At 58.3% G+C, this 13457-nt stretch carries 9 protein-coding genes; 3 read left to right on the top strand and 6 right to left on the bottom strand.

Translation table 11 applies throughout. From position 1 onward, the window contains the following. Positions 1–781: 781 nt before the first annotated feature. On the bottom strand, positions 782–1987 hold the full coding sequence (locus EPN96_03140) for an AI-2E family transporter (GenBank protein ID TAL18028.1): 1206 nt from the start codon (positions 1985–1987) through the stop codon (positions 782–784). A gap of 166 nt (positions 1988–2153) precedes the next feature. Between EPN96_03140 and EPN96_03135 the strand changes: the two genes are divergently transcribed. Beyond that, positions 2154–3050 (top strand): hypothetical protein, encoded by an 897-nt coding sequence (locus tag EPN96_03135; protein TAL18027.1) that lies wholly within the window; start codon positions 2154–2156, stop codon positions 3048–3050. Between the two features lie 46 nt (positions 3051–3096). On the opposite strand, the gene EPN96_03130 is transcribed toward EPN96_03135, so the two are convergent. The 3 genes from EPN96_03130 to EPN96_03120 all read right to left on the bottom strand — a co-directional run bounded on the left by EPN96_03130 (position 3097) and on the right by EPN96_03120 (position 8801). Then, positions 3097–3564: a hypothetical protein gene (locus tag EPN96_03130; GenBank protein ID TAL18026.1), complete on the bottom strand. Its 468-nt coding sequence runs from the start codon at positions 3562–3564 to the stop codon at positions 3097–3099. A 71-nt stretch (positions 3565–3635) separates the two neighbouring features. Beyond that, positions 3636–5747 (bottom strand): APC family permease, encoded by a 2112-nt coding sequence (locus tag EPN96_03125; GenBank protein TAL18025.1) that lies wholly within the window; start codon positions 5745–5747, stop codon positions 3636–3638. 294 nt (positions 5748–6041) lie between these two features. Next, entirely contained in the window at positions 6042–8801 is a 2760-nt protein-coding gene (locus EPN96_03120; protein ID TAL18024.1) for a tetratricopeptide repeat protein, read from the bottom strand. Between the two features lie 230 nt (positions 8802–9031). Here EPN96_03120 and EPN96_03115 point away from each other — a divergent pair, with 230 nt between their 5' ends. Beyond that, positions 9032–9946, top strand: coding sequence for a hypothetical protein (locus EPN96_03115; GenBank protein TAL18023.1), 915 nt, complete (start codon positions 9032–9034; stop codon positions 9944–9946). A 243-nt stretch (positions 9947–10189) separates the two neighbouring features. Here EPN96_03115 and EPN96_03110 read toward each other — a convergent pair whose 3' ends face one another. Continuing rightward, positions 10190–10750 (bottom strand): peptidylprolyl isomerase, encoded by a 561-nt coding sequence (locus tag EPN96_03110; protein ID TAL18022.1) that lies wholly within the window; start codon positions 10748–10750, stop codon positions 10190–10192. A 124-nt stretch (positions 10751–10874) separates the two neighbouring features. Further along, positions 10875–12002 (bottom strand): PAS domain S-box protein, encoded by a 1128-nt coding sequence (locus EPN96_03105; protein ID TAL18021.1) that lies wholly within the window; start codon positions 12000–12002, stop codon positions 10875–10877. A 121-nt stretch (positions 12003–12123) separates the two neighbouring features. Here EPN96_03105 and EPN96_03100 point away from each other — a divergent pair, with 121 nt between their 5' ends. After that, positions 12124–12954 carry a phosphatase PAP2 family protein gene (locus EPN96_03100; protein ID TAL18020.1) on the top strand — a complete coding sequence of 277 codons (831 nt, stop codon included), beginning with the start codon at positions 12124–12126 and terminating at the stop codon, positions 12952–12954. Positions 12955–13457: the final 503 nt, after the last annotated feature.

Raw genomic sequence — 13457 nt, 5'->3', positions numbered from 1 at the left:
TGTTTATGCATCGCCTCCCTTTGGGGAGGCTTTTTTGTGTGCTTCGCACGTTTATGATTGACGGGTCTGGCCGACCCGTACCCGGCCCCACTTTTCATCGGAAAAGTGGGCAAAACTCGGCCCGGGGCACTACGCTCGCGCTTCAAAGAAGCGCGACCACTTCGTTCCGGCTGGGCCGTACGGGGCACCCACTACGCTTCGCTCCGTTAAGACCCCGCGCCGGCCCGACGCCTCCGCTCGTTGCTACGTGCACGGGCCATTCGTGGGGAACGAAATGAAGGCTCGCAAACGGGCTGGATCATTTTTAGCCCGTTTGCTCGAAGGTATTCTTTTTACAACTATCAAAAAAACTACATCCGAGGCCAAAAGCCTTCTGCTATCCGGGCTTTTGGCCGAGCCTTCCTTTCGTCTTCCCTTCGGGCCCGTAGGTGACGCAGGGAGCGGAGGCGGATAGGGCGGCGGGGGGTCTTAACGGAGCGAAGCGTAGTGGGTGCCCCCTCACGCCCCCGCCGTAGCGACCGGTCGCTCGAAGAGCGAGCGGAACCTTTCGGGCCGATTTCTTGGGTACTTCTTTCTAAAAGAAGTACCAAGGAGCGCGAGGCAGAGCCTCGCTAGTTGTAAACGTGCGAAGCACACAAAAGTCACTGGATTCCCGCGCTTCGCGCGAGAATGACGATGGGGAATTGGTGCGTTACGCCGCTTCGCGGCTAACAGCACCCTACACAACTATCCTCTGAATTCGCGCTTTCGCGGGAATGACGGGTAAGGGGGCATTAGCCTCTTATTGGGCCTCAGCGGGTTCTTCGGGAGGGGGAGTCCTTGACTTGTCGAGCTGCTCCCAGAGGGGCACTCCCAGCACGTCATGGAGGAGGTAGTAGGCTACCGGCACTCCGAGGATCATGCCCCAGACTCCGAAGGAGTGGTGGCCCACGTAGAGGATTATGAGGACGAGGGCGGGGTTGAGCTTCATGTGGCGGCCGTAGATGAGCGGGTTTAGCACGTAGGCCTCGATGAGATGGATGATTACGACCATCGTCACCACGCCCAGCGCCGTTCCCACTCCTCCGGCGTTAAGTGCGACAAGGACGATGGGAGTGGTGGAAATGAACACTCCGAGAACCGGGATGAAGCTGAGCAAAAAGACTATCAGGGACAAAAAGGCTACCGAGGGGACTCCCAGAAAGATCAGCCCTCCCGCCGTCAATATCGTGTTGAGTATGGCGATTATGAACTGGGCCTGAAACGCCCGCCCGACGACGTAAGCGAAGCGCACCACGGGCTGCGCGGTCTGCTCGTAGAAGTCGCGGAGCCTGGAAAGGCGAAGGCTCGAAATGCTCTGCATGAGGCGGACGGCGTCTATCGATATCAGGAAGCTGAAAAGAAGGGCGAGCAGCAGCGTCGCCGACCCTTGCCAGAGCAGTTTGAAATATTCGGGGGCTTTCTCCCGGATAAGGTTTATTTCTCTGGCGAGGAAGAGTTTTATCAGCTTTTCGTCCGACAAACTTACCCTGCCGCTCTTGCCCTGCGCCAACGGAACCGGAGGCAATTCGCCTCGGGCCGCTTCCTCCTGCATCTCCTCGATCGCCACGTCTTCGGGTATGTTCCCTCTGAGGTAATCGGTAAGGGCCGAGTCGATGGAGGGGTATTTGACGGCCAGCTTCGACTTGTAGTCCAGAATCGTCGATTCTATCTGGCCCAGCCTGCCGATGAGCGTCTCGGCTTCCGTCGAGATGCGCGGAGTCGCGTATCTCACGAAGGTGACGATAGCGGTGAGAAACATGAGGTGGACCACGGTAATTGCCAGCCAGTTGGGCAGGCGCAGGTATCTCACCCCGAGGCGGGCGAAGCGGGCGCTCATGAAGGATATTATGAATATTATGAAAATGAGGCCGAAGAAATCCCGAAGGAGCCAGACGAAGGCGAAGAAGGCGATCCAGATCAGGATGCGCTGGTTGAGCCGGTAAAATCTGTCGAAACTTAGTTCCACACCTGACTCCGGTTCTTTTGGGGGCGCTTTGCGAGCAGCCTTTTATTGATTCTACCTTTGCGCGCTTTGCAAGTCCATTGAAGGATTTGAAAGGGAATATTCAACCGGTGTGGACTCGCCGCCGCGGCGGCTGTATAAGTGGATTTTGCGGAAGGATGCTAAGGGAATGAAACCGTCATACAGACTCAAATCTCTTTTTGTGCTTTTAGCGCTTCCGGGTTTTCTTTTTCTGTCCTCGCCTTCTTTCGCCAAAACCATCCACAGGGCCGGAGACATGAGGGTTTTGACCCTCTCCGAGCTTCTCTTCGAGCTCTCCGAGGCGAAGGTCATAACCTTCGGCGAGCGCCACGACCGCGCCGACGACCACGTCGCCCAGCGCACCCTCATACAGTCGTTGAGCGACTCCGGCGTGAAACTCGCCATAGGACTTGAAATGTTCAGGGCCGACGCGCAGGAAGGTCTCGACGCCTGGATAGCGGGAACGCTGGACGAAAAGGGAATGGAGGCGCTCTTCGCGTCAAACTGGGGGACGGAACTTTACCCGGTCTATCACCACATCCTCTACTACGCGAGACAGGAGAAAATCCCCCTCGTCGGCCTGAACGTGAGGCGGGAGATGGTGGCGGAGGTTTCGAGATCCGGGGTTGAGTCCCTGGAGGGCGAGGAGTTCAAACGCTTCGGAAGGCTGGCCTGCGACGTGGACGAGCGGTACATCGAGGAGCTTACCGGGGCCATGTCCCCCCACGGGAAGGGGAAAACCTTCGAGGAGATCGACAAGCTTTGCCAGGCGCAGATAGCCTGGGACTACGCGATGGCAAAAAACTCCGTCGAATACCTGAAAAAGAACCCCGAAACCGTACTGGTTATACTGGCGGGCAGCTTCCATGCCTGGAAGCACGGGATACCGGAGCAAATAGACCGCATCTCCGACATCCCGGTAAAGGTCGTCGTCATGGCCTCGGGCGACTCCTACCCGCGCTTCAAGCTTACCGACAACGATGCGGATTTTATCTGGAGGACGGAGGATTATCCGGCCGACAGGTTATTTACCCGGCCCCGCTGACCCGGCGAATTCGCCAATCTAATTCGGCGAAGGCTACCACTGAGGTTTAATTGAACTGATTCAGATAATTTATAAGCGACTCGCGTTCGGTTTGGGAGATCAATCCATCCTTAGCTTGCCAATCAATTGCCATCAAGATGTCTTTCTCGCCGAGACCGTTCCAGTCCAGAAGGTTTTTCTCGAAATTCAGCCAACCCGCCGTGCGCCATGCGAAGATTCTCATCTCTTTGATCTGGTCGTCGGTCAGATTTCGCCTGTGAAGCTCGCAGACAACCCGGTCATAGTATCGTTGTTCATAGGTGGTATCGACGATCTCCTCACAAATAAGACTCCACGTACTCATATTTGGAAGAGGCTCAAGCCCTTTACAGTTGTGTTTTTTCAACCGGACGCACGCCTTTGCCAGTGCCCCATCACAAGCTACATTGCGCAAAAACCTGCCCGACAGGATTCCCTCGGTTTCCTTCTCGGAACTGAAAATGCGGCTGAATAACGCACTGAAAAACCCTGCCAAAGGATACCCTCCTCACAAAGGGGCGTCGTTCTATGTCAGACTCGAAGATAATAACGAGTTCTTAACGCTTTTTAAACCCCCTCCATCCGTATCGGCAGAACTATCGTCTGCAGCCCCGAGAACTGGAGCCGCCGCTGTATGGCGTGGGCGGTGTCGTTGTGCAGTATCTTGTTGGTGAGTTTCTCTTTCCTGAAAACCAGCTTCCCGAGGTAGAAGGTCGCCTTCGGGTACTGGCGCATTACGTCGTGGCAAAGCTCTTCCGCCTCGTCGAGGACGTCGGTGCCGACGCTGAAGCGGTAATCAGCCCGAAAGCCGAGCCCCCTCGCGCTTTCTACGTAGTGCGTGAGGCTCTCTTCGGTTCCGCGCCGGAGCGCCGCCATCTCCTCCTGCCCCTTGAAGTGCCCGGAATCCACCGCCCCTACCGAGAGAAAGAGCATGTCCTTGTAAAAACCGGGGAAGAGCCTGTGTATGGAGAGAAGCGAGTGGATGCCGAGCCCGCCGTAGCCGGAGACCAGCAGCGCCGCCACCGGCCTGGCCGGATCGAGCGGCTCCGGGGGAACTTCCGTTCCCTCGGGTATGACGCAGAGGATGTCGTCCAGCTTCTTTATCTCGTTTCGGACCTTTTCGTAGTGGCGGTGGATGAGGACGCAGAGAACTATGAAAGAAGAGGTTACGACGAGCGTCAGCCAGCCGCCTTCGGAAAATTTTTCGTAGGTCGTCACGAAGAGGATGGAGAGGCAGAGCACCAGACCCATCATGTGGACGCACAGGTTCCGAAACCAGTTTTTGTGATGCTTCCTTCCCTCGGTCATCCAGAACCGCGACATTCCCATTTCGGTCAGACTGAAGGTCAGAAAGACGTTTATCGAGTACAGAACCACGATGAAAGAGACGCTTCCGCCGGTGTACAGGAGCAGGATCGCCGAACATATCCCCATGACGAAAATTCCGTTTTTCGTCACGAGGCGTTCGGAGAGGTTGGCGAACCTGTGGGGGACCCAGCTGTCGAGCGCCATGTTGGAGAGGATTCTCGGACCGTCGATAAAACCGGCCTGCGCGGCGACGAAGAGGAGGGCGCCCTCCGAGAACAGCGTCAGGATCACCAGCCACGGCCCGAAGCGCCAGGATCCGATCGACCAGGAGGAGAACACCCTGTCTAGAAGGACTGCGTTCATCGTCTTGCCTTCTTCCGGGGTGGCGTGCCACAGAAGGTAGCAAAGCAGGATTCCGCCTGCGGTGAAGGCGAGGGAGAGCGCCATGTAGAGCATCGTGCGCTTGCCCGTGGCGACGCGGGGCTCGCGTAATATCTGGAGGCCGTTCGAGACCGATTCGATGCCGGTGTAAGTGCCGCCTCCCAGAGAGTAAGCCCGCATGAAAATGAAGAGAAGCGGAGCGAAGCCGAGCGCCTTCATGTCGGAGGAGCCTCTGGCCTGCGCCGTGCTGAATACTTCCGGCAAGGCCCAGAACTGCGAACCAACGCCGTAGACGATGAGCAGAAAATGAGTCAGCACGAAGACCATGAATATGGGCATCAGGATTTTAACGGATTCTTTTACTCCGCGCAGATTGAGCACCGTAAGGATTATCAGCCCCGCGAAAGCAGCCAGTATCTTGTAGGGATGCCAGGCAAGCGGCAGAAAGCTAAAAATGGCGTCAGCCCCCGAAGCCACCGATATCGTTATCGTCAGTATGTAATCGACGACGAGCGCCGCGCCCGAAACCACACCCGCCTTCGGGCCGAGCAGTTTCGTGGCGACTACGTAGCCGCCTCCGCCGGAGGGAAAATGCTCGATAAGGAGGCTGTAGGCGAAGGAAATGATGCCTACCGTGATGGCGGTCATAAGCGCCAGGTAAAGCGCGAGATATTCGTGGCCAAGAACCTGGCGGAACGCCTCTTCCGGGCCGTAAGCCGAGGAGGAGAGGCCGTCCGCGCCGAGACCGACCCAGGCGAGAAAGGCGATAAGCGAGATGTTGTGAAACACCGTCGGATCGGTGGGGTCGCGGGGCTTTCCGAAGAGGATATTTTTCAGTTTTCTGGCGAAACCGTGCTGTCCGTTGCCGTTCGGCCCTCCGGCGACGGGAGGGGGCGGGGGAATCTCTTCGACACTGTGTACGGTTTTAGGTGCGGGAGCGCTTTCTCCCACCGGGGAAGACGAAGGTTTTTCGTCTTTGGGACCTTCCATATTAACCTCCAAAAGATAGTCTTTCGGAGGACTCCTCAAGCTTTAGCGAGGGGTCCTGTCCGACGCCTGCGGGGTTAGCTGACGGGCTCGGGCAGGAAAGATTGCCCTACGCGGTTAGGCGATTAGCCCCGAAAAAACGGGTCCCCCGTTCCCGCGGTCTGCGGGACTCGGCGATTGAATGGCGGGAGAATACTCTTTTGGTTTGGCGGTTTCAAGGGGTGTAAAGGTGGTAAATGCATGGTTTCGCCCCTCGGTTTAAAATAGCCTTTACGATTTTGTAACAGGAGACGAGCCTCATTTGCCTTTTTTAGATTTTATCATCAGATTCAGCACCCGTTCGTAATACCCCATGAGGCTGTTGTCGGGCTTGCTTCCGCATTCCTTGCAGAATTTCAGGTAGGCGGAGGTCAGGGTGGCGAGGAGAGGAATGGCTCCGTCAGGGTTTTTCTCCACGGGGTTCTTGAGGATTTCAAGGCCCTTGCAGTAGTAGATGTCAACCAGATTCGTCTCTCCGGCGGCCTTCGCCGTCTCGGCGGCATGTCCGCACGCCGCGGCGTAGTCAAGGTCGTAGACGCCCGGTTTTTCGTCGCAGAGCTTCGAGTAGCCGTCCAGCGCCTGCTTGGCGACAGGCAATCCCTTGTCTCCCATGCCGACGTCGCCGAGAACCCTCGCCAGTATTATCTTTACCGCCGCGTTTCTGTCCGTGTAGCCTTCGGGCCGCATCGAAGAAAGCTGTTCGTGTATCTCGGCGCTCTTGGTCGCCGACGAGAGCGCCTGTTCCGGCGACATCCTGCGGTTGCTGGCTGCGGCAAGGGTCGAAAGCGCCACCGCGTAAGGGGGGGCGAAGCGCATCTTTCTGGTGGTGAGCAGCTTTGCATAAATCTCGACGCTTCTTTTAGCGGCTTTTTCGGCGCGCAAAAAATTGCCGGAGCGCAGCAGTTCGGCGGCGAGGTTGTTCTGGGTGAGGGCGAGGTCTTCGCCGTAGGTCTCCGGGTTTCTAAGGTGCAGCCGCTCGATTATCTCGGCGGCCTCCTCCGCGTAGATGAGGGCTTTTTGCCTTTTGCCGAGAGCGCCGTAAAAACCGGCCAGGTTCGCCAGCGCGCAGGCAAGCTCCGAATCGAAGGCGTCCGGGTTCCTTTCCGCCAGATCCCTCAAAAAGCCGGTCGCCCGGTCTCCCATCCGCAGCGCCTCGTCGTAGCGGCCCGCCCGGGCGTTTGCTATGGAGAGGTTGACGAGGCTCTGCGTCAGCCCCGGTGTGAAGGCCTGGGGACTCTTTCTGACGAGGTCCTCCCAGAGGGCGAGCCCCTGTTTCGCGGATTCAGCGGCTTTTTCATAATAGCCGGAGCGGATGAAATAGGCGGCGAGATTGGTCCACGCTCCGGCGAGTTCCGCCCGGGCAGGTCCCGTATCCCCCTTGGCAAGAAGCTTTCTGCGGATGTCCACCACCCGCGCGCCCGAATTCGCCGCCTCCACCGGGCGGCCGTATATCGCGTAAAAGGCGGAGAGGTTGTTCAGGCAGTTGGCGAGCCTTCCGAGATAGGCGGGGTTCTCGGCCGTCAGTTTTTCATAGGCGTCAACCGCTCTTTTAGCTATTTCGGTTGCGGCGCTCACCGCCCCGAGCTCGAAGTTGGAGACGCTGAGGCGGTTCATCGTGTCGGCGCGGACGGGGGCGTAGGCGGGGCTCTGGGGGAGCTTTAGCACCAGAGTCTCGTGGAGAGCGACGCCGAAGGCCGCGAGGTTGGAGTTTTTCATCGAGGTGTGGCGCGAAACCCAGATGAGCTCTTCCACCGGCCTTTCTGCGATGACCAGGTCCAGCCAGTCCCTGACGGTCTCGAAGCCGTCCACGCCGGAAAGGTCGCCGGTAGTCCTTATGAGCTGAAGCCAGGTCTGCTCCGGGTCGAGGTCCAGCGCGGCTCCGAGGGATTTTTCCATAACCTCGCGATACTCGGAGAGCACGTGAACCCCGAAGGCGCCGTTGACGAGGTCGTGGGCTATGGGTACGAAGATCGTCCGGCCGCCTTCGCCGGTTTTTCCCGCCACCACGGCGAGTCCGGTGATGGTGTTCTCGACCGAGGAGGCGGAAGCGCCCATGGTTTCGGCGTCGCGCCGCAGGAGCTGCCAGAATTTCTCGTCGCTGGAGTCTCTGGCTCCGCAAAAGGCGAGGTTGGCGACGGCGCGTTCGACCAGTATGTGGTCGGAGGTCCTGGGGCAGTTTGCGCGGATGTAAGCCTTTTCGCGGTTGGCCGCCCAGAGGAGCAGCTGGCCCTTCGGCCAGTCCGGTATGTTGGTCGCGCTGCCTTGTTCGCAGGCCCGCAGGCTGGCAAGCTGCAGGTAGACGGGGTTGTAGTCGGTGTTGCGGCGCAAGCTGAGGAGGGCGTCGCGGCCAAGCTGGGGCATATCCGGCGCGGGTTTGCCGCAGAGGCGGGACCAGCTTGCCATCGCCGTTTTCAGGATGGCTACCATCGTCCCGTCGGGGTCGTCCCTGCCGGGAAAGCCGAGGCGAAGCGGAACCTCCATCGAGCGGTGAACGTTTTCCCAGTTCTCGTTGCCGACGCTCGAAAGCAGTTCCCCGAGCCACCCCGCCTCCACGGCGGCGCGCCTTTCAAGCAGAATGACCCGGATCTTTCTGGTGTTGAAATTCGCTGGCCCTTTGCCCCACTTCGCGAAGCGGGTAAGGAGTTTCCCGAGAATCTCGCTCTTTCGCGCCGCGTTATCGACGATTATCAGGGTATCCTGGGAAGGCACCCAGGTTTCAAATTCGGGAGAGAGCACCCAGCGGTCGAGGGCGTCACCCGGCACGAAACCGGCAAGCCAGCCCTTATTGCTGCACTTGTGGGCGATTTCGAGGGCCAGCCTGGTCTTGCCGACGCCCCCGTTGCCGAAGATCGAAAGCCAGGTAAACTGCTCCTTGCCGGTAATGAAGCGAAGGAGGCCGTCCACCTCGTACTTTCTTCCCACCAGTTCGGAAAAACCCGCCGAGGGATGAAGCAGGCTCCCCGGCCGGTTCGGGTCGAGTTCCCTTTGGGTTTCGGTCAGAAATATCGGAGCATTCATGGATAACCTCGCTCAGTGATCACCTGAACAGAATACAACACTGGGCCTTTTCTGTCATGGGAAACCACTTTTCAAGCTTTTAAGGCTGCGCAAAAATTCACAAAGCCGGCCGGGAATGAATTCGAGGGACTTTTACTTGACGGGCCGGTTTTGACGGCAGAAAATGTAAACATTATTTTGCTTATCATCGGCAATAACTTGAGAGTTCTGAAACACAGGGGAGAGAATCGATGAAAAAGAATCTGCTGCCGGTTTTGTTCTTGCTGGTTTTGCTTTTTGCTTCCGCCACCTTCGCGGCGGGACCAAGAATCGCGGTTCTCAAGTTTACGGAAAAATCCAGCGGAAACTGGTCCGGACACGTCGGCACAGCCTCCGAGGACTGGTTCGTGGACGCCCTGGTGAACACCAAAAAATTCAGCGTCATGGAGCGCCAGCAGCTCGAAGCCCTGCTGAGGGAACAGAAATTCCAGGTCAGCGACGATGTGAGCCAGTCCACCGCCGTCCAGGCGGGCAAGATGGCCGGGGTGCAGTTCATGGTCTTCGGGAACATCGATTTTTCGCAAAAGAAACAGCAGGTGCACAGCGGCGGAGGTCTCAGCGGCCTGGTCGGCGGACTCTGGGGCTCGGCGGGGAAAAAGACCTCGGAGGGCAACCTCACCGCCCGCGTGGTCAACGTCCAGACCGGCGAGATAGTCTTCAGCAAGAGCGAGACGGTATCGACCTCAAACTACTCGATTGACGTTATGGGCACCGGCGCCGGGACCGACTGGGACGAGACGGTCGCCAAAAAGGTTTTCATGCCCGCAGTCGAAGAGATCACCGAGGAGATGACGGATAAACTCTCGGATTTCACCGCCAGCGCCGGCGGCGCGCCCCCCTCCGACGACTGCAGCGTCGTCTCCTCGAAGGACGGGAAGGTCTACCTCAACAAGGGCAAGGCCGACGGCGTCAAGACCGGGGACAAGTACGACATCTACAGGGTGGAGATTATCCGCGACCCCGGTAACGGGCAGGAGCTCGGAAGGGACGAGACGCAGCTCGGAACGGTCGTAGTCGAAAAGATCGGCGGAGACCACCTTGCCATCACCAGCGTCGAAAAGGGCGAGGGGTTTCAGCAGGGAGACGTGGGCAAGCGCAGAAAATAACTTGGACCGGCTTCCTCTTTCGGCGAATGGACTGTGTCGTTTCTCGGGCGCGGGTCTTGGCGTAGTAACGCTACTGCCTGCGACCGCGCGCCCTGCGGACTCCTTGCCCTTCGCCGAAATAGATTGCCGGAAAGGCGAGGTTCCTCGAAGTTTTTAAAAGCCTTAAATAACTTATTTCTTTTTGCTGAATAAAAAAAAGGCCCGCGCCATGACGCGGGCCTTTTGTCGTTGATAACTACGGGTTCAGCCGCAGCCGCAGCCGCCTCCGCAGGAGGAGGGGGAACAGCCGCTGTCGCCTTCTCCGCAAGAGGAGCCGCAACCGCAGCCCTCGCCATCGTCGTTTGCTTCGCCCTTCATCAGGAGAAGCTCGGCGGGGCTGAGCTCCTCGACCTGCGCGATCTCAACGTCGAAAGTGAGGGTCTTCCCTGCGAGAGGATGGCTGAAATCGGCCACGACGGTGTCTCCCTTGACTTCGACCACGAAGAAGGAGACGGGGCCGTGGGGACCTTCCGCCGTGAATCCCATTCCCGGCTCCAGAATCAGGTCGTCCGGGAAGTTTTCCCTGGGGAGGTCGCGGTACATCTCGTCCGTGGTGAGGCCGTAGGCCTCTTCCGGGGGGACGGTGACTACGAACTTGTCGCCGATGCTCTTTCCTTCAAGGGCTTTTTCAAGCCCGGGGATTATCTGACCGCAGCCGTGAACGAAGCTGAGCGGAGTCCCGCCGCTCGTGGTGTCGGCTACTTCTCCGTCGTCAAGGGTGAGGGTGTAGTGGATCGAAACGTATTTATCAGGCGAAATGACCATTTTTTCCTTTCGGTTTGAATGCCCTGAGAAGAATTCCGACTCGGGGCAGTGGACTGGATGAAGATAAGTTCTAAAGGCGGCGAGGTCAAGGCGGGGAGGCGAAAAAAAAGTTTGTCGGCATCTGTCATACCCCGAGCTTTTGCCTCTCGGCGGCGTCGGCCACAATAGCCAGCATGAGCCCTTCGTCGTCCTCCTCGGAGGTGGAAAGGGAGAGGACTATCGGGAAGATGATGCCGTTGCTTCTCATGCCGCTGCACGCCATGACAAGGCCTTTTTGCGATTTTGATTTTTTCAGGTGCTCCACCACGCCCAGAAAGTCCGGGCGCGAGGGTTTCGACACCAGATCGTCGAACTTCCTGCCGAGCGCCTCGCTCTCGGTCAGCCCGAAGAGCTTTTCGGCGGTCCTGTTGAAGATTACGATGTTGCGGCTTTGGTCCATCGCGATGATGCCGTCGTTGGCGAATTTCAGGAGGTTCCGGAAACGCGCCTCGGAGCGCTCGATCTTCACCCTCTGGTTTTCGATGCGCCTGGAGGCCCTTACGAACATCGGGGTGAGCGCGACGATCAGGAGCACTATCCCGGCGATATTTCCGGCCCAGAGTATCTTCCTCATGGCCGCCATGTCCCGCACGAGGGGGGCCACGTCGCTGTAGACCTCGAAGACAACGTCCGGTTTTTCGCCCTTGCCGAAGGATACGGGCACGTAAATCTCAAGGAGCCTCTGCCCCTTCGGATCGAGGCGGTTTTCGCTTTTCAGAAGGTCGGTGTAGTTGCTCGCCACCTTTCCCGAAAGGGCCTCGTCCAGCTCCGGGTCGTCGAGAAAGCGCGATCCGACGAGCTTTTCCTCGCTGGCCCAGAGGACTTCGTGATCGGTAGACCAGACCTTCCGGCTAACCGTGTCCGGGCCGAAGTAAAAAGACGCCAGCTTCGCGCGCACCGCAGCTTTCTGTTCCGCTGAAAGGGAGGGCGAAAAATCCGCTTTGGTGAAAGCAAAGAGCGCTCCCTCCTCCACTATGGCCACGTAAGTTCTCGTGGTTCGTTCGAGGTGCGATTTTTCGATAAAATGGGTGAGGGCGTAGCCGAGGACTATGCCGAAGACCAGCACGGTGCCGAAAATAATCAGTAAAAAGCGCTTTACAAGGCCCATGGGCTCCACATTCGACAGGCGAAAATTCCGGGTTCCGGTTTTCCTTTTTTCAAAAATAACCGGAAACCGGGAGGAGTTCAATCTAATGTTGACATATACGAACATGCAGCTAGGGATTTACCGGAATTTATCCTATCGAACCGCTCGAAAATAGCCGGACGGAAAATTTGCCGTTTCCCGCTGGCGGAAGGCGGGCGCGGTGTGGTGTACTGGCGAAAAAGAAACGATGCCGGACAGTGAGGTTAGAGGGTTGAAGCGTTTTTTGGCGATGTTGCTTGTCCTTCTCGCGGCCTTTCCCGCCCTGGCCGGTGAAAACGGCGAAGCGGCGGGCGAGAGCTCATACCTCTCATGGTTTTACAAGGATACCGCCGCCATGCTCTCCTCCCCGGCAAGCGGTGACGGGGCTTACTGGGGGAAGGCGGCTCTGACCGTCGTCGCCGCCGCCGCGTTCTACAACAGCGACGAAGAGATACGGGAGCGCTTCTCGGCTAAACACTCGCGCCGATTGGACGAACTGGCGAAGGCCGGTGAACTCATGGGAAACGGAAGATTCCTTCTTCCTGCGATGGGAGCGGTCTGGGCCGGGGGCTGGGCTTTCGAGAGCGACTACACCACGGAGACGGTGAAACTCGCCTTCGAGGCGGCGGTTATTTCCGCAGTCGGCGTCCAGGTTGTAAAGCTCTCCACCCACCGCCACCGCCCCTTTAACGAAGACGGCCCCTACGAATGGGACGGCCCTGATTTCGCGAACAGCTCGAAGGATTCCTTCCCCTCGGGACACTCGGCGGGGGCTTTTTCCGTCGCCGCCGTTATCGCCAACAGGTACGGGACCGATAACTGGTGGACGGCTCCGCTAATCTACTCGGTAGCCCTCATCACCCCCCTTTCGCGGGTTTACGACGACAAACACTGGGCCTCCGACGCCTTCGCCGGAGCCGCCATAGGCTATTTCACCGGAAAGGCGATAGCCTCCTATCACCCCGGAGGTGAGGGTATAACCTTCCACCCGCAGCTTACGGAACAAGGGCCGATGCTGGCGTTCACGGCGAGGTTCTGAGAGAACGCAGGCCGGCTTGAGGAACGAAAGCCGGCAATACCTACTCGTCATTCTCGCGCGAAGCGCGGGAATCCAGTGACTTTTGTGTGCTTCGCACGTTTACACTAGCGGGGCTTGGCGCGCCCCGCACCCGCGCCCCACTTTTGTCGAAAAAGTGGGACAAAACTCGGCCCGGAAGGTTCCGCTCGCGCTTTCAGCGCGACCACTTCGTTCCGGCTGGGCCGTACGGGGCACTCGCTCCGCTAAGACCCCGCGCCGGCCCGACGCCTCCACTCGTTGCGCCGCGTACGGGCCAGAATGGGAGACGAAAAGAAGGCTCGCCGATAAGAGGAGGGGGTTTTTCTCTTATCGGCTCGAAGGTAAATTTTTACAGGTATGTGTCATGTAGGTTGGCGTTGAGCGACCATGACCACGAAGCGGAGAGCGGCAGCAAAACCTGGGCCTTGCGAGAAGACCTTAATAAGGAAACCTTTAAGCGAAACCCAACAATACCGCCAGCATAG

The organism is bacterium, assembly GCA_004322275.1.
Classification (GTDB): domain Bacteria; phylum Desulfobacterota; class Deferrisomatia; order Deferrisomatales; family BM512; genus SCTA01.
This window is presented reverse-complemented; position numbering and strand designations above follow the sequence as displayed.

Bases quoted from the DNA above. Each gene is read 5' to 3' on its own strand.
- EPN96_03135 (TAL18027.1), top strand. From the start codon at position 2,154: ATGAAACCGTCATACAGACTCAAATCTCTTTTTGTGCTTTTAGCGCTT.
- EPN96_03100 (TAL18020.1), top strand. From the start codon at position 12,124: ATGCCGGACAGTGAGGTTAGAGGGTTGAAGCGTTTTTTGGCGATGTTG.
- EPN96_03105 (TAL18021.1), bottom strand. From the start codon at position 12,002: ATGTTCGTATATGTCAACATTAGATTGAACTCCTCCCGGTTTCCGGTT.
- EPN96_03110 (TAL18022.1), bottom strand. From the start codon at position 10,750: ATGGTCATTTCGCCTGATAAATACGTTTCGATCCACTACACCCTCACC.
- EPN96_03125 (TAL18025.1), bottom strand. From the start codon at position 5,747: ATGGAAGGTCCCAAAGACGAAAAACCTTCGTCTTCCCCGGTGGGAGAA.
- EPN96_03115 (TAL18023.1), top strand. From the start codon at position 9,032: ATGAAAAAGAATCTGCTGCCGGTTTTGTTCTTGCTGGTTTTGCTTTTT.
- EPN96_03120 (TAL18024.1), bottom strand. From the start codon at position 8,801: ATGAATGCTCCGATATTTCTGACCGAAACCCAAAGGGAACTCGACCCG.